The sequence below is a fragment of the Actinoplanes aureus genome (assembly GCF_015704865.1).
GTDB classification, from domain to species: Bacteria; Actinomycetota; Actinomycetes; order Mycobacteriales; family Micromonosporaceae; genus Actinoplanes; species Actinoplanes aureus.
The window spans coordinates 42,370-63,462 of sequence record NZ_JADQTO010000039.1; the positions used below are offsets into that span (position 1 = coordinate 42,370).

Annotated in this window: 18 protein-coding genes; 6 read left to right on the top strand and 12 right to left on the bottom strand. The window is 71.6% G+C overall.

Annotated features, from left to right (window positions below):
- Nucleotides 1–2: 2 nt before the first annotated feature.
- Genes I4J89_RS44445 through I4J89_RS44455 form a run of 3 tightly spaced genes read left to right on the top strand, consistent with a single transcriptional unit; the run spans nt 3 to nt 3,589 of the window.
- Nucleotides 3–1,130 (top strand): L-talarate/galactarate dehydratase, encoded by a 1,128-nt coding sequence (locus I4J89_RS44445; protein WP_196420267.1) that lies wholly within the window; start codon nt 3–5, stop codon nt 1,128–1,130.
- Nucleotides 1,127–2,818, top strand: a complete 1,692-nt coding sequence (locus tag I4J89_RS44450) for an aldehyde dehydrogenase family protein (RefSeq protein WP_196420268.1) — start codon at nt 1,127–1,129, stop codon at nt 2,816–2,818. Before I4J89_RS44445 ends, I4J89_RS44450 begins: the two co-directional genes overlap by 4 nt.
- A gap of 6 nt (nt 2,819–2,824) precedes the next feature.
- A complete protein-coding gene (locus tag I4J89_RS44455; protein ID WP_196420269.1) occupies nt 2,825–3,589 on the top strand; it encodes a sulfite exporter TauE/SafE family protein in 765 nt (254 codons plus the stop codon).
- A gap of 184 nt (nt 3,590–3,773) precedes the next feature.
- On the opposite strand, the gene I4J89_RS44460 is transcribed toward I4J89_RS44455, so the two are convergent.
- The gene (locus I4J89_RS44460) at nt 3,774–4,040 is read right to left on the bottom strand and encodes a helix-turn-helix domain-containing protein (RefSeq protein WP_196420270.1); all 267 of its coding nucleotides are present in this window, start codon (nt 4,038–4,040) and stop codon (nt 3,774–3,776) included.
- A 90-nt stretch (nt 4,041–4,130) separates the two neighbouring features.
- On the opposite strand from I4J89_RS44460, the gene map reads away from it, so the two are divergent.
- Nucleotides 4,131–4,949 (top strand): type I methionyl aminopeptidase, encoded by an 819-nt coding sequence (gene map / locus I4J89_RS44465; RefSeq protein WP_196420271.1) that lies wholly within the window; start codon nt 4,131–4,133, stop codon nt 4,947–4,949.
- 347 nt (nt 4,950–5,296) lie between these two features.
- Here the strand turns inward: map and I4J89_RS44470 are convergent, their stop codons facing one another.
- Nucleotides 5,297–5,620, bottom strand: coding sequence for a nuclear transport factor 2 family protein (locus I4J89_RS44470; RefSeq protein WP_196420272.1), 324 nt, complete (start codon nt 5,618–5,620; stop codon nt 5,297–5,299).
- A 57-nt stretch (nt 5,621–5,677) separates the two neighbouring features.
- On the opposite strand from I4J89_RS44470, the gene I4J89_RS44475 reads away from it, so the two are divergent.
- Nucleotides 5,678–6,181 (top strand): zeta toxin family protein, encoded by a 504-nt coding sequence (locus tag I4J89_RS44475; RefSeq protein WP_196420273.1) that lies wholly within the window; start codon nt 5,678–5,680, stop codon nt 6,179–6,181.
- A 269-nt stretch (nt 6,182–6,450) separates the two neighbouring features.
- Here the strand turns inward: I4J89_RS44475 and I4J89_RS44480 are convergent, their stop codons facing one another.
- The 8 genes from I4J89_RS44480 to I4J89_RS44515 all read right to left on the bottom strand — a co-directional run bounded on the left by I4J89_RS44480 (nt 6,451) and on the right by I4J89_RS44515 (nt 18,612).
- The gene (locus tag I4J89_RS44480; protein ID WP_196420274.1) at nt 6,451–7,812 is read right to left on the bottom strand and encodes a glycoside hydrolase family 6 protein; all 1,362 of its coding nucleotides are present in this window, start codon (nt 7,810–7,812) and stop codon (nt 6,451–6,453) included.
- Nucleotides 7,813–7,879: 67 nt separating this feature from the next.
- The gene (locus I4J89_RS44485; RefSeq protein ID WP_196420275.1) at nt 7,880–8,689 is read right to left on the bottom strand and encodes a carbohydrate ABC transporter permease; all 810 of its coding nucleotides are present in this window, start codon (nt 8,687–8,689) and stop codon (nt 7,880–7,882) included.
- Entirely contained in the window at nt 8,686–9,576 is an 891-nt protein-coding gene (locus tag I4J89_RS44490) for a carbohydrate ABC transporter permease (RefSeq protein ID WP_196420276.1), read from the bottom strand. The genes I4J89_RS44485 and I4J89_RS44490 overlap by 4 nt, the downstream gene beginning before the upstream one ends.
- Entirely contained in the window at nt 9,573–10,874 is a 1,302-nt protein-coding gene (locus I4J89_RS44495; RefSeq protein ID WP_196420277.1) for an ABC transporter substrate-binding protein, read from the bottom strand. Before I4J89_RS44495 ends, I4J89_RS44490 begins: the two co-directional genes overlap by 4 nt.
- Before the next feature lie 11 nt (nt 10,875–10,885).
- Nucleotides 10,886–12,979, bottom strand: coding sequence for a glycoside hydrolase family 36 protein (locus tag I4J89_RS44500; RefSeq protein WP_196420278.1), 2,094 nt, complete (start codon nt 12,977–12,979; stop codon nt 10,886–10,888).
- An 11-nt stretch (nt 12,980–12,990) separates the two neighbouring features.
- Nucleotides 12,991–15,117 (bottom strand): CBM35 domain-containing protein, encoded by a 2,127-nt coding sequence (locus I4J89_RS44505; protein WP_230860650.1) that lies wholly within the window; start codon nt 15,115–15,117, stop codon nt 12,991–12,993.
- Between the two features lie 99 nt (nt 15,118–15,216).
- Nucleotides 15,217–16,215: a LacI family DNA-binding transcriptional regulator gene (locus I4J89_RS44510; RefSeq protein ID WP_309238759.1), complete on the bottom strand. Its 999-nt coding sequence runs from the start codon at nt 16,213–16,215 to the stop codon at nt 15,217–15,219.
- Between the two features lie 444 nt (nt 16,216–16,659).
- Complete coding sequence (locus I4J89_RS44515) at nt 16,660–18,612, bottom strand: AfsR/SARP family transcriptional regulator (protein ID WP_196420280.1); 1,953 nt, start codon at nt 18,610–18,612, stop codon at nt 16,660–16,662.
- A 252-nt stretch (nt 18,613–18,864) separates the two neighbouring features.
- Between I4J89_RS44515 and I4J89_RS44520 the strand changes: the two genes are divergently transcribed.
- Complete coding sequence (locus I4J89_RS44520) at nt 18,865–19,245, top strand: DUF6401 family natural product biosynthesis protein (RefSeq protein ID WP_196420281.1); 381 nt, start codon at nt 18,865–18,867, stop codon at nt 19,243–19,245.
- Here the strand turns inward: I4J89_RS44520 and I4J89_RS44525 are convergent, their stop codons facing one another.
- Complete coding sequence (locus I4J89_RS44525) at nt 19,246–20,523, bottom strand: MFS transporter (protein WP_309238760.1); 1,278 nt, start codon at nt 20,521–20,523, stop codon at nt 19,246–19,248. It abuts the gene before it with no gap.
- Complete coding sequence (locus tag I4J89_RS44530; RefSeq protein ID WP_196420282.1) at nt 20,520–21,086, bottom strand: ArsR/SmtB family transcription factor; 567 nt, start codon at nt 21,084–21,086, stop codon at nt 20,520–20,522. Before I4J89_RS44530 ends, I4J89_RS44525 begins: the two co-directional genes overlap by 4 nt.
- Between the last annotated feature and the right edge of the window lie 7 nt (nt 21,087–21,093).

The following is a 21,093-nucleotide window of genomic DNA, read 5'->3' on the forward strand; positions in this document are numbered from 1 at the left end:
CGATGTCCGATCGCATTACCGAGGTCACGCTCTCCTCGGTCACCCTGCCGCTGAAGAACGCGATCAGCGACGCCAAGGTCCTCACCGGGCGGCAGCGTCCGATGACCGAGGTCGCGTTCCTGTTCGCCGAGATTCGCACCGAGGGCGGCCACGAAGGCGTCGGATTCAGCTACAGCAAACGCGCCGGCGGGCCGGCCCAGTTCGCCCACGCCCGCGAGGTCGCTCCCGAGCTGATCGGTGAGGACCCCAGCGACATCGCCCGGCTCTGGACCAAACTGGTGTGGGCCGGCGCGTCGGTCGGCCGCAGCGGTGCCAGCACCCAGGCCATCGCGGCGATCGACGTGGCGCTCTGGGACCTCAAGGCGAAACGGGCCGAACTGCCGCTGGCCAAGCTGCTCGGCGCCCACCGGGACGCGATCCGCTGTTACGACACCTCGGGCGGGTTCCTGCACGAGCCGGTCGAGCAGATCAAGGCCAACGCCACCGCGTCCCTCGAAGCGGGCATCGGCGGAATCAAGATCAAGGTGGGGCATCCGTCGGCGGCGGTGGACCTGGCGCGGGTGCGGGCGGTCCGAGAGCACCTCGGCGACGACGTGCCGCTCATGGTGGACGCCAACCAGCAGTGGGACCGGCCCACCGCGCAACGTGTGGGGCGGGCTCTGGAGGAGTTCGGTCTGGTCTGGATCGAGGAGCCCCTCGACGCGTACGACGCGGAGGGGCACGCCGCGCTGGCCCGCAGCCTGGACACGGCGATCGCATCGGGGGAGATGCTCACCAGTGTGGCCGAGCACTACCGGCTGATCGAGAACGGGTCGGTCGACGTCATCCAGCCGGACGCGCCCCGGATCGGCGGCATCACCCAGTTCCTGCGGCTGGCCACGCTTGCCGAGCACCGCAACCTGATTCTCGCGCCGCACTTCGCCATGGAGATCCACGTGCACCTGGCGGCGGCGTACCCGCACGAGCCGTGGGTCGAACATTTCGACTGGCTGCATCCGCTCTTCAACGAGAGGCTGGAGATTCGCGACGGGAGGATCCACCTCTCGCCACGGCCAGGGCTCGGCGTGACCCTCAGCGACCGGGTTCGCGATTGGACCGTCGACCGCGCTGACATCGGAGGCACTCAATGACCGAGGTACCCAGCATCGATCCGCGTACCGGCGAGACTGTGGAGCTCGTGGCGCCGGAGACGACCACTGTCGAGGTGGACCGGCTCTGTCGGGCCGCGCTGTCCGCCGCGGAGCCGCTGGAGGGGCTGGGCCGTGATGGGCGGGCCGCGTTGCTCTCCGCCCTCGCCGAGGCTCTCGAGGAGGCCCGCGAACAGATCGTGGCGGTCGCCGACCGGGAGACCGGGCTCGGTACGACCAGGCTCAATGGTGAGCTCACCCGGACCACGTATCAGCTGCGGCTCTTCGGCGAGGTGCTGACCGACGGCGGATATCTCGAGGCCACCATCGACCATGCCGGGGACACGCCGATGGGGCCGCGGCCGGATTTGCGGCGGATGCTCGTACCGATCGGGCCGGTCGCGGTCTTCGGCGCGAGCAACTTCCCGCTCGCCTTCTCCGTTCCCGGCGGTGACACCGCCTCGGCGCTAGCCGCCGGCTGCCCGGTCGTCGTGAAGGCCCACGGCTCGCACCCGGCGACGTCGCAGCTGGTCTTCGACGTGCTCGTGGCGGCTGCCCGCAAGGCCGGCGCGCCGGAGGGCACGCTCGGCATCGTGCACGGTCAGCAGGCCGGGGCCGACCTGGTCGCGCACCCGGCGATCCGGGCGGTCGGGTTCACCGGCTCGACCGGCGGGGCGCGTGCCCTGCTCGCGATCATCGAGAAGCGACCCGACCCGATCCCGTTCTACGGCGAGCTGAGCAGCCTCAACCCGGTGGTGGTGACGCCCGCGGCGGCCGCCGACCGGGCCGCTGGGATCGGCGCTGACCTCGCCGGCTCGTTCACCCTCGGAGCCGGGCAGTTCTGCACGAAGCCCGGACTCGCCTTCATCCCGGCCGGACCGGACGGCGACGCCCTGGTGGCGGCCGTGCGCGAAACCATCGCCGCCACTGAGCCGATGGTCCTGCTGAACGCCGGTATCGCGGCTTCGTATCATCGCGGTACCGCCGCCCTCAGAGCGACACCCGGCCTTGAACTCGCCGCATCCGGCTCTGCTGTGGAGGCTGCCCCGGGCGCGGTGCCCGGCTCTCCTGTCGGCGCCGTCCCGGGCTCGGCCGCGGCGGGGCAGTCCGCCGTGGCCGGCCCGGCTGCTAGCGCCGACTCGGGCTCGGCAGAGCCTGGCCGGCCTCTGGAAACACGGCCGGGCTCCGCTGAGCCCGCCTCGCTCGGCGAAGCTGCCACCGTCGGCTTCCGCGGCACGCCAACGCTGCTCACCACCACCGCAGCGGACCTGCCCCGCGAGGCGACCGAGGAATGCTTCGGCCCGGTCGCGATCATCGCCCGCTACACCGGCGAGGCCGACCTTTTCGCCGCCTTCGGCACCCTGCCGTCCTCGCTCACCGCCACCGTGCACCGCGGCCCCGGCGAGACCGCGCTGCCCGCCGAGATCACCCGGCGTCTGCGGCAGCACGCCGGCCGCATCATCTACGACGGCTATCCGACTGGCGTGGCGGTCTCCTGGGCACAGCACCACGGCGGCCCCTGGCCCGCCACCAACACACAGCACACCTCGGTTGGCACGTCCGCCATCCGCCGCTTCCTGCGCCCGGTGACCTGGCAGAACGCACCCGCCGACTTGCTCCCCGCCGAGCTACGTGACGAATTCGACAGCATTCCACGCCGGGTCGACGGCCGGTTCCATCCGATACCGTGACACCGCGTGACTCCTGATCACGCCGTGCTGCTCGTCCTCGGCGGCATCGGCTCCGGCCTGACCGGATCAATGGCCGGACTCGCCTCGCTCGTCAGCTACCCCGTTCTGCTCGCCGTCGGCATCCCGCCGGTCGCCGCGAACGTGACAAACACCGTCGCGCTGCTGTCGAGCGCGGCCGGAGCCGCCGCCGGTTCCCGCCGCGAACTGCGCGGGCAGGGCAGCCGGATCCTCCGGCTGAGCGGGATCGCCGCCATGGGCGGGACGGCCGGAGCGGTGCTGCTGATGAGCACGCCCTCATCGGCGTTCGAACGGATCGTCCCCGCGCTCATCGCCCTCGGCGCGGTCACGCTGCTGCTCCGGGAGCCGCTGCGAGTCTGGTACGCGAAACCCGGCTTCCGCCCACCGCTGGGCGTAGCGGTCTTCCTGATCGCCATATACGGCGGCTACTTCGGCGCGGCGGCCGGCGTACTCCTGCTCGCCGCCCTCTCCCTGGCCGCCACCGAACCCTTGGCGATCACCAACGCCGTCAAGAGCGTCGTCCTGGGCGCCGCCAACCTGGCCGCCGCGATCCTGTACGCCCTGATCGCCCCCGTGCACTGGAGCGCCGCGGCCCTACTTGCCGGCGGTTGCCTGCTCGGAAGCTGGCTCGGCCCGGCCCTGGTGCGCCGCACCCCGGAACGCCCGCTCCGAATGGCGATCGCGATCGCCGCGCTGTCCCTCGCCGTCTACCTCTGGCAGGACCTGGGCAGCCCCGGCCCGCCGGGCGCTTGATGCCGGCCGTGCGGTCTGGGCGGGCCTTGAGCGAGTCCGGCCGACTGGGCGCTTGATGCCGGCCGTGCGTGCAGTCTGGGCGGCTTTGGGTGAGGCTGACCCGCCGGGAGACCCAGGGGCCGGGCCGGTGAATGCGGGTTGCTGCATACCGGGGGCGACATTCGGTCTGGTCGGTGCCGGGTGCTCAGGAGGCGGCGCGTGCGGGGGTGGCGGCCAGCCAGACCGCGGCCAGGTCGCTCAGCGGGACGTCGAGGACCTCGCTGAGGCAGACCACCGTGCCGAAGGCTGGCGCAGGCAGGCGGCCGACCTCGATTTTGCGCAGGGTTTCTGGGGAGATCCCGGCGGCGAGGGCCACCTCGACGATGCTGCGGCCGCCCCGGGCTACGCGCAACGCGGCGCCCAGACGTTGACCGGCTGCTACCTGTCCAGGAGTGAGCGGTCGGCGAACCATGACCAGCAGTCTAGGAGCCGCCTTCCCTGCGCGGCAACGCGACCGGGCCGACGTGGTATAAAAATACCGCATGGAGAGGGAGGGGTCGTCGTGATCGAGCTCAAGTCGCCTGGGGAGATCGAGCGGATGGCCGTGACCGGCCAGTTCGTCGGAGGGTTGCTCGGGGAGCTGAGCGGGGTCGCGGCCGTCGGAGTCAATCTCATGGACCTGGAACACCACGCCCGTCGGCGCATCAAGGAGCGCGGTGCTGAGTCTTGTTACTGGGACTACGCTCCGTCGTTCGGCAACGGTCCGTTCCGCCATGTCCTGTGCCTGTCGGTCAACGACGCGGTGCTGCACGGTCTGCCGCACGACTATGTCCTGCGCGATGGCGATCTATTGAGCATCGACATGGCCGTCGGGATCGACGGCTGGGTGGCCGACTCCGCTGTGTCGGTCGTGGTCGGCACCGCGGATCCGGCCGACCTGAAGCTGATCGAGGCCACCGAGGTGGCGCTTGAGGCGGGCATCGAGGCCGGCCGGCCAGGCAACCGCCTCGGCGACATCTCCGCGGCGATCGGTGCTGTCGCCCGCCGCTATGGCTACAAGGTCAACGGCGAGTTCGGCGGGCACGGCCTGGGTCGCACCATGCATGAGGCGCCGCATATCTACAACGACGGCCGTCCCGGTCGGGGCATGAAGCTCGAGCCGGGCCTGACCATCGCGATCGAGCCGTGGTTCTGCGCCACCACCGACAAAATCAAGTTCGACAATGACGGCTGGACGATCCGCTCGGCGGACGGCTCCCGCACGGCCCACTCCGAACACACCATCGCCATCACCGAGACCGGGCCGCGAGTGCTGACCCGCCGCCCCGAGCCGGGCGAGGGCGCAGCCAGCCAAATCAAGCAGGCGGCCGCCAACTCCTGAGCCGCCGCGCCCGGCCTGGCCTCACCTGAGCGGAGGACCGTCCAGGTGGTCGGGTGTTGCTGATTTGCCGTCGGTCGGGCTTGGGGTTGTGGTGGCCGGATTTCGTGCAGGTGGACGTGACCTCCGCTCCTGAGGCGACGGGCCCGGCCTGGCCTGAGCGGAGAACCGTGCGGGTGGTCGTGTATTGCTGACTTGCCGCCGGTCGGGCTGGGGTTGAGTTGGCGGATCATCGTGCGAGTGGCCGTGAACTCCCGGGTCACCGGCAGGGCGGCGGCCGGGGCCGGGCCGGAACTGGCCGGCGCTGAGCGGCACCTGCGCATGCCTGGCCCGCCGGGCGGCGGCCGGGGTCAATCGAAGCGGATCGTCAGGGCGTTGACCTGACCGGCGGCGTGATGCAGCGTGAGCGTCCCGGTGCCGCCGCGAGACCACTCGAACGTGATCAGGTCGGTCTCGCTCTCGGAGCGGATGTCGACGACCTTGAGGGTGTCGGTGGGTGGGTCAGCGGCGTAGGCCCGCGCGATGGCGTCCCGGCCATGGAACGGCCCGATGGGTGGCCCGATGAACGTCATCACCGCGTCGGGGTGCAGGGCGGCGATGAACTGGGACCAATCACCGCTGGTCACCGCGTTGTTGAAGCGAGTGATGTGGGCTCGGGCCGCTGCCTCCGTCATGCACGTCACTCTAGGCACGGGGTATGACAATTCCAGGAGATCGCTACCGTGGCCTGCATGAACGAGGCCTTGTTGATCACCGGCACGGTGGGAGCGGGCAAGACGTCGGTGGCGGAGGCGCTGGGGGATCTGCTGGCGGAGCGGGGTACGCCGCATGCCGTCATCGACCTCGACTGGCTGCGGTGCATGTGGCCGGCACCGCCTGGCGACCCGTTCAACGGCGCCATCACCCTGCGCAACCTGCGGGCCATGGCCGAGAACTTCGTCGTGGCCGGCGCGCGGCGACTGATCCTGGCCGGGGTGATCGAGAGCCGGGCGGAACGCGACGCCCATCAAGATGCGCTGAGTATGCCGCTTACGGTCTGCCGCCTCCGCGTCGACCTTACGGTGGTCCGCGAACGCCTGCGCCGCCGCAATCCGGACCAGCCCTGGTTTCTGGACAGGGCATCCGAGCTGGACAGGATCCTGGAGCGGGAGAAGGTCGAAGATGTAGTCGTCGACACCACGACCGCCTCCTTGTCGCAGGCGGCCGCAGCGGTAAGCAGCGCCGTCGGCTGGTAGGCCGGTCGCCCACGCTGGCAAGCGGAAGAACGCCGGCAAGCGGAAGAACGCCGGCAAGCGGAAGAACGCCGGCAAGCGGAAGAACGCCGGCAAGCGGAAGAACGCCGGCAAGGTGGCTCTTGATCCGTTGAGCGGCCGGCCCGGTGGTCTGGTGAAGCGGCGAGGCGGCCTGTTGGGCGACCTGACGAACCGGCCAGGTGGCCTCTCGAAGAGGCCCGCCAGGCGGTGGAAAGCCGGACGCGAGAACACCCCCGCGCCCGGCTCCCGGCCTACGGGCTGGTGCAGGTCAGCGTAGGCGTACCAACAGCACCAGACCCGATGAACCCGAACGTAGTCGAACCGTCCGCCGGCAGATTCCCGTTCCATGCGGCGTTGCGCACACTGACCGTCGACCCGGACGTGCTGAGCACACCGCTCCAAACCTGAGTGATCGACTGCCCGGCCCCGAGGGTCCAGGACACGGTCCACCCGCTAGGCGTGCCGCTGCCCGCCTTCACCGTGACCTCGCCCTGGAAACCACCCTGCCACGAGCTGGCGGTGCGGTAGGTGGCCGCACACGGCCCGGTCACAACCGGCCCCGAGCTAGAAGCGGACGGCGACGGCGAGGACGACGGAGAGGACGATGGCGAGGACGACGGAGAAGACGGCGGCGGCGACGACGGCGGGTTGGGAGCCGAGCTGGCCAGGCTGTACGCCAGGTCCGGCTGGAACGACCCGGCCGAGTACCGGCATCCGTCCGCCTCACCAGGCGGCTTCACCCACAAATACCCGTCGATGTTCGCGTCGCCGGTGTTGACGGTCGGATATTGCCCGATCCGCCGGTCGGTGTTGTCGTCACCACACCAGTCCCCGCTGGCCCCGCCATTACGGCTGGTGTCGATGACCTGCCGCTTCCCGCTGATGCCCTGACCGTTGAGGGCGCTGATGATCGACCGGCCGTACGCCGCTTCGGCCGAGGTCGGCTGGAAGTTGGAGGCGTTGGTGTAGAACCCGTCAGCGGCCGCGATTCCGGCCGCCGCCAGGCGGGATGCCTGTTCCGCCGCGCTGTTCCAGGCGGAGTGCCCGGCGTCGAGGTACACCTTGGCGTTCGGGTTGGCCGCTTTCAGCGTCTGCGTGGCGGTGCGCAGCGCCTGGTTGCGTGCCGCGATCTCCGAGCTGTTCAGGCAGGTGAGCAGGGCGATCGAGTCGGGCTCCAGCACCAGGATCACGGTCTTGTTGCCGAGTGACTGGGCGATGCCGTTGACCCAGGTCTGGTACTGCGCGAGGTCGGGCGCCCCGCCGGAGCTGGCGCCACCGCAGTCACGGTTGGTGATGCCGTAGACGGTCAGTACCGGGATCTGCCCGGCGGCGTTCGCGGCGTTGACGTAGGTCGAGACCTCGCCGCGGATGGTGGACTGGTTGAAGTTGGACAGCCATTGGGAGGCGGGCTGGCTGGCGATGCGGTCGCGGATCACCGCGGCGCGGGAGTCGTTGGGGTTGGCCTGCACCCAGCGGGCGACTGCGGTGTCGGCTGAGCGGTAGAGGGTGCCGCTGATCGTGCCGGCCGAGGCGGTGCCGACGGCGAACCAGACGGCGGCCGCCGCGGTCGCACCGGCGACCGCGGCGGCGACCAGGGAACGGGTTGGGGACATGGGCTACTCCTGGGGACGGGTAGTGGGAGCGCTCCCAAGTTAACCTCATCGATGCCCGGGAGCAACCTCACTTGACTGCCCCGCTGGTGATGCCGGAGATCAGCTGCCGTTGGGCGACGGCGAGCACGGCCAGCGGCGGCAGGCTCATCAGGATCACGTACGCGAAGATCAGGTGCCAGTTGTTGAGGTAGAGGCCCGCGCTCGCCACCTCGAAGAGGTTCAGCGGCAGCGTGTCCATCCGCCCGCCCACCACGAAGAACGCGTAGAACACGTCGTTCCACACGTACAAACAGACCAGGACGGTGACGGTGGCGAGGACCGGCCGCAGCATCGGCAGCACCACCCGGCGGAACACCAGCATCGGCCCGGCGCCGTCGATCAGCGCGGCCTCCTCGATCGAGGTGGGTACGGTCCGCACGAACCCGGTCACGAAGAAGATCACCGTGGACAGATAGATGCCGAGGTAAACCCCGATCATCCCGACCGCCGTCCCGGCCAGCCCGAGGTGCCGCAGCAGCAGTACCACGGTGACCACGGCCGGCGGCAGGACGATCCCGCTGATCGCGAAGGCGTAGCAGCCGGCGATCAGGAGAGAGCTGCGCCGGGCCAGGATCCACGCCGCCATCGACCCGACGACCAGCGCGACGAGCACGGTGGGCACCACGATCAGCAGGCTGCCGAGGAAGGCGGCCGGCACCCGGCCCTGGGTCCACACCTGTCCGAGGTTCTCCACCAGCCGCCAGTCGGAGGGCGGCGACAGGTCCGGTGTCAGCGCCTCGCTCTGTGACTTGCCGGCGGTGGCTACCACGAGCCAGAGCGGAAAACCGAGAACGGCGGCGGCCAGGAGCACCGCGAACCACGGCTGAAGACGGGTCACAGCACTTCCTCCCGGCGACGCAGCAGAGTGATGACCGGGAACGCGAGCAGCGCCACCAGCAGGAACAGCACCAGGCTCATGGCGGTGGCCTGGGCGAACAGCCCTTGACCGAAGGTCCGGTAGATGAAGATGTTGAGGATCTCGGTGGTCCGGGCCGGTCCGCCGCCGGTGGTCGCCTGCACGATGTCGAAACCGTTCATCGACCCGAGCAGCGCCGTCGCCACGTTGAAGGTGACCGCCGGCGCGAGCAGCGGGAACCGCACCGACCAGAACGATCGCCAGCGGGACGCGCCGTCGATGTGAGCGGCCTCGATCACCTCCGCCGGGATCGTCTTCAGCCCGGCCAGGTAGATGAGCATGGACAGGCCCATCCACTTCCAGGCGTGGATCAGCGCGACCACCACGATCGTCCACGTGGTGTCACCGAGCCAGGCGTGCTCGAAGCCGAGCCCGGCGCCCGGCTTGAACAGCGCCTGGAAGACGTAGCCGACGGCGAGGGCGGACATCAGGACCGGGATCAGGAAGGCCACCCGCAGGATCCGGTTCACCGTGGTGTCGCGTTCCAGCAGCACGGCCAGCCCGAACCCGAAGACGTTCTGGAAGATCGCGACCAGCGCCGCGTACACCAGGGTGATGCGCACCGCGCTCAGAAGCGCGAGGTCGCTGAAGTTGTCGAAACCCACTGGATTGATCGCGGCCTTGAAGCTGGACCAGTCGGTGAACGCGTAGATGAAGTTGAACAGCGTCGGCAGCAGGAAGAACACGCCGAGCAGCACGAACGCCGGGATGAGGAACCAGAGCGGATGGGTGCGGCGCGCGATGGAGCGGGCGGGCGACCTGGTGGCCGGAACGGCCGGCGGGGCCGGCCGTTGCAGCACAGCGGTCATGATCCGGCGGCCTTGGCGAGCTGCGCGAACTGTTTCTGGGTGGCGGCGGCGACCTGCGCGGGCGTCATGGTTCCGTTGATCATGTCGGCCAGGTTGAGGTACAGATCGGGGTTGGCGACGGCGAGGGCCTGCATCGAGCCGACCGAGGTGGGCAGGGCGGCGTGCACGTCCACGAGCGCCTTGGGCACCCCGGCCGGGTTCGGGACGGCGGGCTGCAGCGACACGGTCTTGCGGTCGGCGACGAACGCCGCGTAGTTCGGGCCGAGCCAGAACGCGAGCAGCTGCCGCGCGGCCGCCTCCCGCTTCTCGTCGCCGGTGCGGAACGCGACCAGGGCGTTCGACTGGTCCGGGATGAAGGTGCCGACGTTGCCGGACGGCGCGATCGGGAAGAACCCGATCTTCGCGTCCAGCGTGGCGGTGTCCGCCTTGGCCTGCAACTGGCCGAAGAACGAGTTCACCTGGATCGCCATCGCCGCCTTGCCGCCCAGCAGCGCGGCGCCCTGGTCGTCGAAGGTGGCGGTCTTGATGTCGCTGTTGAACAGGCCCTCCTTGATGAGGTCCTGGTATTTCTGGATCGCGCCGACGACCTCCGGGCTCTCGAACGTCGCGGCGCCGGAGTTGATCCGGTCCCAGAGTCCGGCCTTCGCGGCGTCGGCGAGCTGCACCTGCACCCACCACTGGGTGGCCCAGCGGTCGCCGCCCATCTCGAAGAACGGCGTCACGCCCTTCTTCTTCAGCCCCCGGGCCACCTCGATCATCTCGTCGAAGGACGACGGCGGAGCGGTGATGCCGTTCGCTGCGAAGACCTCCTTGTTGTAGTAGACGCCCTCGACCGCCGGGCTGGTGATCAGCGCCGCGTACCGGGTGTCGTCGAGGATGCCGGTGATGTCGCGCAGCGCCGGGTCGACCTGCGGCAGCCACGGCGCGCCGGTGAGCGGCTGCAGGTTGGTGCGCGCGTTGAGCGCGGTCAGCATCGACGCGGTGGGCTGCCAGAACGCCAGGTCCGGCCGGTCGCCGGTGGCCACCTTCGTCTGCACGCCCTGCTCGTAGGGGTCCGGGATGGTGACGACCTGAACCGCCGCGCCGGTCGCCTGCTGGAAGGCGGTGATCACCTGCTTGGGCACCGTGTTGCTGTTCTGCGCGGCCCAGATCGTCAGGTTCACGCCGTCCAGCCTGGCGGTCGGCTGCGGCCAGGTGGTGGCGGTGGCGGCGGGGCCTTCCGCGGACGGGTCGCTGCAACCGGCCAGGCCGAGCAGCAACGCCGCCGCTGCCGCGGTGGCTCGGGTCCATCTGCGCATGGTGGTGGCTCCTATCTGGTGTGCAGGGCGAGGATGCGGGCGGCCGGCTCGGTGCCTGCGGCACCGATGTCGAGGACGCCGGTGGAGCGGTCCCAGCGAAGGGTCCAGGCCGGGAGGTGGACGGGATAGAGCACATCGAGGCGTACGTCGTGACCGCGCAGATGCGGCAGCAGGAGTGTGGTGGACGCCGGACCGGCCCGGTGCCAGGCCCCCAGATAGGTGGTGTCGCCGGCGACCAGGGCCAGGCTGACCCACGGGTCGTCCCAGCCCGGCAGGCCGGAGGGCCACACGGGCACCGACCGGGCCAGGTCGGCGCGGATCCGCCGGTACGCCGCCACCGCCGCGCGAACCGAGGACAGCTGGCTCGCGGTCATCGCGTCGAGGCGACCGGACAGGTAGAGGCGGCCCAGCATTCCGGTGCTCAGCGCGTACGCAATCTGTTCTTCGGTCATGTCAGGCTGGGGATATGCCCAGCTGGCGGCTTGTTCGGGCAGGATCGACAGCGGCGCAGCCGCGGCGATCGGCGGATAGCGCCACCAGTCCTGCTGGTCGCTGGTGGATTGCAGTTGCATGCGGGAGAGCAGCGCGTAATCCATCCGCATCGCGCCGGACGCGCAGTTCTCCAGGGTGAGCTCCGGGTGCCGTCCGGCGATGCCGTCCAGCCAGGCCAGATGCGCCCGGTTGTGGCCGAGCAGGCCGGCGCCGGCACCGTCGGCGTCGCGGTCGGTTCCCGGTCCCGGGTCGATGTTGTAGTCGAGCTTGAGGTAGCCGACGCCGAGCTGTTCGACGAGCCGGTCGACCACCTCGTCCAGGTGCGCGACCGCCGCCGGGTGCCGCAGGTCCAGGTGGTAGCGGTCGTGTTCGACGATCCGGACGCCGTCGCGGCACAGGAACGCCTCGGCCGGCAGCTTGTCGGCGGCCGGGCTGCGCACGCCGATCACCTCGGGTTCCAGCCAGAGGCCGGGCCGCATGCCGCGGTCGCGGATGTGGGTGAGCACCTCCTCGATGCCGCGCGGGAACCGGCTCTGCGACGGCTGCCACTCGCCGACGCTGTCCCACCAGTCGTCGCCGTTGTCGTACCAGCCGGCGTCGACGCAGAACACCTCGGCGCCGGCGTCCGCGGCGGCGTCGATGAGCGGCAGCAGCTTCGCCGTGGTCGGATCGCCCATCAGCGTGTTCATGTAGTCGTTGAAGACCACCGGCAGCCGCCGGCGGTCCGGGTGGTCGCGGACCAGGGCGCGGCGGTGTGCGGTCATCGCGGCGGCGGCGCCGGCCAGGCCGCCGCTCGCGCTGACCGAGATCGAGATCGGTACGCCGGCGAACTCCCCACCCGGCTCCAGCAGATGCCGCCACTGGTGGTCGGCGTCGGTGGGCCCGAGCAGCGCGAAGTAGACGCCGCCCAGCTGTTCGCCGGTCTCCCACCGCCACGGTCCGTTGTGTTCCACCTGCCACAGCCAGCCCCGGCCGTCGTCGGCGAGCAGGCCGCCGGTCGGCAGTCGCCGGCCGGTCGACCAGGTGCCGGTGCTGACCGCCCGGAACCCGCCCCGGCCGTCCTGCCCGTGCAGCGGCAGGTTCAGGTCGACGGCCGCGCTGTCGCGGAGCCGTTCCCGCCGCCAGCGGCCCTCGCCGAGCCATTCGCTGCCGGCGTGCAGCAGGTCCAGGCTTCCGGCCGGCCCGGGAACGGCCATGGCGAACGAGGTGACACCGAGCAGCAGCACGGGTTCCGGGCTGTCGTTGCGTACCGTCGTCGTCACCTGGCAGGCGGGCACGCCGTCCCGGGACCGGAAGGTGGTGCGGGTGGCCAGGCCGGCGACCGCGTCGTACAGGTCCAGGCGCAGTTCGTGCCAGTCGCCGTCGCGGTGCCGGCGGTGCCCGGCGTACGCCAGGCGCCGCCCGGCCGCGGTGCCGGAGAACCGTTGCGAGACCTGCGCCCGGCCGTGGCCGGGGGTGAGCAGCTCGACGAGCGGTTGCCCGGACCGGGCCGGCGGCACGGCGCCGTCACCGGGGGAGAGGTCGCGCACCGTGACCGGCCGGCCCGGGGTCACGTCGACGACCAGCCGCAACGCCCGATGTCCCCAGGTGACGGCGTTCTCTGGCGTACTCAAGTGGTGACTCCTCAAACGATTGGCGCGGCGATGCGGATGTAGTCGAGGTTCGGCACGTAGCCGGCCGAGGCGTTGCCGAAGCGGATGGTGTTGGCGCCGGCCGCGAGGGTCACGTCGACGACCCGGGTGCGGTAGTTCGACCAGCCGAGCGTGTTGCGGTAGTAGGTGCGGCCCGCGCTGACGCCGTTGACCGTGAGGTCGGCGTACCGGTCGACGATGTTGGAGTTGTAGTTGGTGGCGCCCGGGCCCAGCTCGCCGTTCGCGTAGCCGACGACCATGCGGTAGCGGCCGGCGGTGGGCACCACGACGTTGGTGAAGGTGAGCGTGTTGGCGGCGCCCGCGCCGAGCCAGCCGACGTACCGGCCGCCCTCGGCGGCGCTGTCGTTGACGGCGACCGCGGTGCCGGACAGGACGTTGCCGCTGGCCTCGGCCTGGTAGGTGGTGATCGTGCCGGTCGCCGGCGTGACGTCCAGGTAGTCGACGTTTATCGCGTCCCGGTCGTCGGTGGCGTAGGCGCTCACGTCGATCCGGTTGATGCCGGCCTTGAGGAACACCCTGGCGGTCGCGGTGTTCCAGGTGTTCCAGTCGGCGGTGCCGGGCAGCGCGAGGTCGGTCAGGGTGGTGCCGTTCAGCGCGATGCGCGCCGACCGGTTGGCCGGGGCACCGGAGTACGGTCCCGCCGAGTACCGCAGGCCCACGTTGTAGTAGCCGTCGTTCGCGGCGGTCACCACGAACTTCGTGGCCGCGTTCGTGCTCGCTCCGTACCCCTCGGTGAAGTACGTGCCGGAGTAGCCGGTGTTGCTGCCGTAGGTGACCCGGGCGGTCCCGCCGAGGGCCGCGTACTCGGCCTCGTATCGGGCGGCGGTAGTCCGGTCGGTGTCCGGCGTGACGATCATCTGGTACGCCGAGGAGCCCTTCAGCCCGCTCAGCGGCACGGTGATCTGCCCGCCGCCGACCGTGTAGTCGCCCTCGGTGACCAGGTACGGCCCGCCGTTCGGGTTGAGCCCCGAACTGTCCACGCCCCACACCGTCACGTGCACCCGGGAACCGAACGTCACGTTCCTGACCACCACGTCGGTGGCGTACGTGCCGTTCACGTCCAGGTTGCCGCCGAACACCAGGCGGGCCTGCTTCTTCGCCGGATCCAGCGCGGCCACACCCTGCAGCGGGCCGTTGCGGGCCGGCGGGGTGACCGCGACGGTGTTGCCGGTCAGGTCGCCGTACCACTTGTACAGCCACCACGCGCCGGTGGCCTGGTTGTTGCGGGTCACCAGATCGTTCAGCCCGCCGGCCGTGGTCCAGTAGGCGAGGCAGCCGTCCACCTTGCTGTTCTCGAACCGGGTCACGTATTGCACCAGGTTGCCGGGGACGCCGAGGTCCCCGGAGAACCGGCCGTACTCGTTGATGCTGATCGGGCGGGCGCTGATGCCGAGGTCGCGTTCGATCGCCCGGTAGTCGTCGTGGTGGCCGTACCAGCCGGAGAAGAAGTCGTCGCCGAGCTCGTGCCAGGTGGTGACGTCCGGCAGCACCCCGTTGTTCCTGGCGGCGGTCATGAAGGCGCGCATGTCGGCGGCCCGGTAGCTGGCGAAGTTCGGCCCGGCGACCCGGGCCCGCGGGTCGATGGAGCGGATCCGCTGGACGACCGTGCGCCAGTCGGCGATCAGGCCGGTGAGGTTGTTCTGGTACCAGATGAGGTCGGGCTCGTTGAACGGCACGTACACGTACGACGAGCGGTACGGGTCGGCCACCACCTGGCGGGTCATCGTGTCGACCTTGGCCAGGTAGTCGGCGAGGCCGCGGTTCTCGTACGGCCACTGCTGGTAGATGTCCTGCATGTAGATCTGGATGTCGCGGCCGCCGGTGCGCTTGAACATCGGCGCGATCTTCAGGGCGTCGCCGTTCGGGTGCTGCAGCCCGTCCGGCGCCTTCTGCGCGGTGACCTGCGGCTTCAGGGCGGCGAGCATGGTCTCGTCGGGGATGCCCTCGTCCCCGAGGCCGTAGAGGAAGCCGGTGGCGCCGTACCTGAGCGCGCCGGTGGAGACGGCCAGGTCGGCGACGAGTTGTGGCGCGGCGGCGGCCGCGGGGACGGCCGGTGCCAGGACGGCGAGCAGGGTCAGTGCGGCGAGGGGAGCTCTCATGTGGCGCATCACCTCCGGGGGATGGCGTGTGACCGGTCACACGCTCGGTCGAGTGTGACCGGTCACACGGAGGTACCGGGAGCCCCCGGTACCGTTCTGTTATAAGACTGGTGCGCCCGACGACTCCCGGATCACCAGCTGCGGTTCCTCCAGGCTGATCAGCGGCTGCGGCTCGCCGGTGATCTCAGCGACAACCGCCGCCACGCACGCCCGGCCCAGACCTTCGAAGTTCATCCGGACCGTGGTCAGCGCCGGCGTCCAATAGGCGCAGCCCGGCACGTCGTCGAACCCCACGATGCTGACGTCGCCGGGCACGTCGCGCCCGGCCTCGTGCAGCGCCCGGCGTACCGCCAGCGCGATGTCGTCGTTTCCGCAGAGGATCGCCGTCACCGCACGGTCCGCCGCCAGCTCACACCCCGCCCGGTACGCGGACGCGACATCCCACCCCGCCGTCACCACCGACGGCACCGGCACACCGGCCTCCTCCAGGGCGTCACGCCAGCCCGCCTGCCGGCCCATCGTGCCGGTCTCCGACGGGATCGCGACGTGGTGCACGGTGGCGTGCCCCAGGCCGAGCAGATGCCGGGTCGCCTCCCGGGCCGCCGGCCGCTCATCCAGGTAGATCATCCGCCGGTCCACCCCGGACAGCCCGCCCGCCTCGGTCGCGGCCACCGCCGGCACCTCCGGCGCCAGCGCCCGCAGCACGGCCGCACCCGCCGGATCGAACGCCACCACGATCACACCACCCGCGCTGGCATCACCCACATACTCGGCCGCCGCCCGCACCTCCGCGGCACCGTCCGACTCGATCACCCGGATGCCGACCGGCAGCCCTTCCACCCGGGCCGCCTCCTCAATGCCCTGAAGCACGCGCGCATAGCCGTAAAGCACGGTGTCCGACGTCAGCACGGTCACCGCACCGGCCCGCCCCAGGTTCAGCGCCCGCGCCGCCCGGTTCGGCCGATACCCCAGCCGGTCGATCACATCGAGCACATGCTGCCGGGTCTCCGGCCGCACCCGCGGCGATTCGTTGAGCACGCGGGAAACGGTCTGATAAGACACCCCGGCCATCGCCGCCACGTCACGGATGCTGGGCACGGAGCGGGACTGTGTCACCCCGCCATCGTGGTTCCCGCTGTCACCCTCGGTCAAATGACGCGCCCGGCGGCCAGATGCCGTGGTCACGGTCTTTCTTCGGTACGCGTCACCGCCCGTCCCGCCGGATCGGTTCCGTCCCCGCTCTCCCTACGCGAGCACGCAGCCACACAGCCCGCCACCGCGACCGCCGGGAAACACCACCCCACCAGGCCGGCCCCACCGCGACCGCCGGGAACAGCACGTCGCCCGGCCCGGTCCCAACGCGGCGGCTTAGAAATACCACCCTGCTCAACCACAACACTTCCCCCGCTTCGCTGGGCGCCGCCGCCACCAGCTCACCGTCCGCCCGGCCTGTCCGCCTGCCCGGGGGTTTGCTCGTTGCGGTGGCTGGGCCGGAGCGCTGGGCGTGCTGGCCTGCGTGCGCCGCGCGGAAGGCTGCTGCGGTCAGACGACGTGGCCGCGGGCCGCCATGGTGGCTTGCCGGTGAGCGCGGCCCGCCCAGTACACCTGCCCCGCCTCCTCGTGCAGCTCAGCGGACGTGCGGAAACGCCGGCCGGCGGCCTCCGGGTCGCCGGCGGCGAGGGCGGCGCTGCCGGCGGCGGCCTCGGCCATCGCCTGCCAGGCGGAGCCGGTGAAGGCGGCGGCGATCTCGGCGGCCGACGCGGCGTGGGCGCGGGCCTGGGCGGCGTCGCCGATTGCCGCGTAGGCCTCGGCGGCCACCGGGTGCAGCGACGCGCCGCAGGACTGGCAGCCGCCGTGCCGGGCGGTGGCGGCGGCCGCCGCGCGCACCGATCGGACGGCGAGTTCCGGTTCGCCGAGCTCGAGCCGGGCGAAGGCCGCGGTGGCGTGGACGCGCGGCCAGGTGTGCCGGGCCGCCGGTGCGGCGGCGGTGATCGCCGAGGCCTGCCGCAGCGCAGGGCCCACCTCGTCGAAGCGGCGCCGGCACGCCGCGAGTTCGGCCAGGCGCAGCCACGGTACGGCGCCGCAGTTCACGTCGAGGCCGGCGTGCAGTTCGGTGCTGCGTTCCAGACAGCCGGCCGCCTCGTCGAAGTGGCCGCGCAGCAGCAGTGACTCGCCGAGCAGGCACCAGGCGAACGCCTGCGCCCGCACCGAGCGGACATCGGTGGCCCTGGTGAGCAGTTGCCGGGCGTCCTCGGCCATGCCGTGGCTGTGCTTGTCGCAGAGCAGGTGGCGCAGGCCGACGCAGTGGTGCCGTTCGAAGGCGTGGCCGAACGTCGCGCCGTCCAGGGCGGCGCCGGAGCGGCTCAGTTCGGCTTCGAGGCCCTCGCGCCAGCCGTCGCGCAGGTGCGTGACCAGCACCATCGCCTCTTCGGCGCGGGCCAGGTCGGCGGCTGTGCCGTACATGCCCGCGTGGGCGCGGGCCACCTCGGCGAGGCAGAGGGCGGTGTCGACGTCGCCGCGCCGCCAGGCCTGTTCGGCGCGCAGGCCGACGATGCGGGCCTGTTCCGCCGGGTCGGTGGTCAGTTCCTCGGCCAGGCCGAGGTGGCGTTCGGCCTGCTCGTCGTCGTTCTCGCCGAGGTGTGCCGCGGCGGCCAGCCGGTGCCGCCGGGCCACCTCCGGTGCCGGGCCGGGCAGTTCCAGGCCGGACCGGTACGCCGAGACCGCGTGCCGGGTGTCGCCGGCCGCCATCCGCAGGTCACCGACCTGTTCCCAGAGCAGCGCGGAGAGCCGGGCCGGATGCCGGACGCGGAGCTCGGTGTGCAGGTGCTGAGCCTCCGCGCCGGGTGCGGTCAGGTCCCGGTACGCCCGAGTCGCCTCCTCGCGCCGCCCGGCCAGGGCGAGCACCCGCAGGAGCCGGACCTGCGCCGCCTCGGCGACCGGGTCCGCGGCGAGGTGCAGCCGGGTCACCCGGGCGGCCTCGTCGAGGTGTCCGGCGGCTTCGAGCAGACTCGCGTACTCCTCCAGCGCGGCGACGAAGTCCCGGTGCAGGTCGGTCCGGTGCGGGTGCAGCCACTCGTCGCCGTCGTCCGGCAGCAGGGTGCCGCGGTAGAGGTCGGTGGCCGCCGCGTACGCCTGCGGTGACCGGGTACGGCGGGCCTGGGCGATGCCCGACCGGAAGGCCACCACGTCCACCCAGACCCGGCCGGCCGGCAGGCCGATCATGTCACCGACCGACTCCACCGGTACAACGTCGTAGTGTCCCGGGTACAGCCGGCGGACCAGGTGGACGGTCCGGCGCAGGTTGGTGGCGGCGGCCTGCGGGGTGAGCCCGGGCCAGAGCGTGGCGGCGAGCCGGTCGCGGCGCATCCGGTGCCGAGGCGCCAGGCAGAGGATTTTGACGAGGGCGGCGGTGTCGCGGCGGGTCCATGTCTCGTCCGGGACGGCGGTTTCGCCGTACGTCACCCGGAACCGGCCCAGCAGCTCCAGCCGAACCACATCGACCTCCCCGGCGGCCTGGTGTGTCCGGCGCGTGGTCGCGCCGCACATCACCATGCCAGCCGGGGAGGCCGGGCCGGCTGTCAGAAGAGGGACATCCGTCTATCTGCTGAATCGGGAGGTTGCCGGACAGGTGCTGAGCCGCTGCCCCGGGTGCCGGACGGTAGCGACGGTTGCGGGCCGCGTGGTGCTTGGGGTGCCGTTCGGTCACGGGGGTGTTCTTCCTGGTCACGGCGTTCTAGGTTTCTCGGCATGACGAACGAGAACATCGCCTTCGCCCCGATCGCCGCCGTTGCCGCCGCCGTTCCGGCCGCTGCCTACCTCGACGAGATGATGGCTCGGGTCGGTGTCGACGGCCTCACCGCCGCGTTCGCCGAGCCGGCCCTACTGGCCCTGGTCGACCAGCACGCCGCGGACGTGCGGGAGGCTCTGCACGACGCCGGCCGGGTGGCCGACGCCGGCGGTCTGGCGTCCTACGCCCGCTCGATCGCCGCCGGCGCGGTGCGGGCCGGCCGCTCGATCCCGGAGCCGGGCGCGGCGCCGGCCACGCCGACCGAGTGGCTGTCCGCCGACTGGACGCTGCTGCGCCTGGTCGCGGTCTGCCTGATCGCCGAGGCCGCCGGCCTCCTCTGATCAGGGTGCGGCCGGTGATCGGGGTGCGGCCGGCAGGTCACGGTGCCGGCGCATCGGGCCGATCAGCAGGATGCCGGTGGCGGCCACCACCAGTCCGGTGGTCAGCCACAGCGCCGGGCGCAGGCCCAGCGTGCTGCCCAGCACGCCGCCGAGCAGCGCACCGAGCGGGATCGTCCCGTAGTTGAGCAGCTGCATGCTGGTCAGGACCCGGCCGAGCAGGTGCCGTGGCGTGTACGCCTGCCGGAAGCTGCCCTTGATCACGTTCCCGGCGACCACGCCGGTGCCGAGGGCCACGCCGGCGACGACCAGCAGCGCGAGCCGGGGGCCGGTGCCGGTCATCGGGATCAGCAGCGCGAACGGCGCGGCGCCCATCTGACACAGCAGCATGCCGTGCGCGGTGCCGAACCGCCGCGCCACCCGGGTGGCCAGGACGGCGCCGAGCACACCGCCGGTGCTCATGGCGGCGACCACCACGCCGACCGTGCCCGGGCTGATGCCCACCTCGCGGACCAGGAAGACGATCAGGATCGCCTGGTAGCCGTGCAGTGCCAGGTTCGACACCGCGCCGTAGCCGGCCATCACCCGCAGGTACGGGTCCCGGAGCAGGAACCGCAGACCGGTGCCTATCTCGGCGCGCAGCGACCGGCGCTCGGCGGCGGCGACGCGGGGCGGCTCCCGGTGGCGCATCGTCAGCAGGCAGATGCCGGAGATCAGGAAGCTGAGGGCGTCGGCCAGCAGGCCGTACACCGCTCCGAATGCCTGGGCGAGCAGGCCGGCGGCACCCGGCCCGGCCACCTGTGCGGCCGCCTCGCTGCCCTGGAGCTTGGCGTTGCCCTCGGCGAGCCGGTCCGTGGCGAGCAGCGACGGCAGGTACACCTGGTAGGCGGTCTCGAAGAACACCGACACCACGCCGGCCAGGAACGCCACCGCGAGCAGGTGCCCGATGCCGAGCACCCCGAGCCAGGCCGCCGCCGGCACGCTGAGGAAGAGCAGCAAACCGACAAGATCACAGGCGATGAGTACGGGACGACGCGGCAACCGGTCCACCCAGACGCCGGCCGGCAGCCCGATCAGCAGCCACGGTGCCCAGACCGCGGCCTGGAGCAGGGCGACCTGGAGCGTCGAGGCGCCGAGCGTGCCGACGGCGACCAGCGGGAGCGCCACCGAGGTGATCGAGCTGCCGAGCCGGCTGGCGGTCTGCCCGGCCCAGAACAGCCGGAAGTCGCGATGCCGCAGCAGGCCGCCGCCCGGGCGCGGCCCGGCGGTCAGGGTGGTCACGGCTTGCCCGGTACGCCGTAGGCGTACACGTAGACGGTCCCGCGCTCGCCGCCGGCCGGCCGGTCCCGCCAGCGGTCCAGCACCGCCCGGATCTCCTCGCTGACCTGCCGCAGCTCGTCCGGCGTCAGGTGCAGCCACTGGTCGGTGGAGAACGCGCTGTCGCCCCAGCGCTGTTTCTCCTCCTCGGGCGCGGCGAACCAGGCCCGCACCTGCTGGGTGTGATGCTCCAGGTTGAGCGACTCGGCGGCCTCGGCGACGGCGGCGGCGGCCGGGTCGTCGCGGAAGTCCTGGGTGGACCAGCGCACTCCCCGCGAGACCAGCCGCCACCAGCGCTCGCGGCGGTCCCGGGCCAGCTCGGGCGCCTCCTCGATCAGGGCGCAGTCGCCGAGCACGCGCAGGTGGTGGCTGATGTTGCCGACCGCCTGGCCGGTGGCGGCGGCGAGTGTGCTGGCGGTGGCCGGCCCCTGCACCTTCAGGACGTCCATCAGTCGCCGGCGCAGCGGGTGGGCCAGGGCCGCGAGCACCCGGGCATCGGTGATCGGGCGTACCTCGTCGCGTGTCATGGATCGA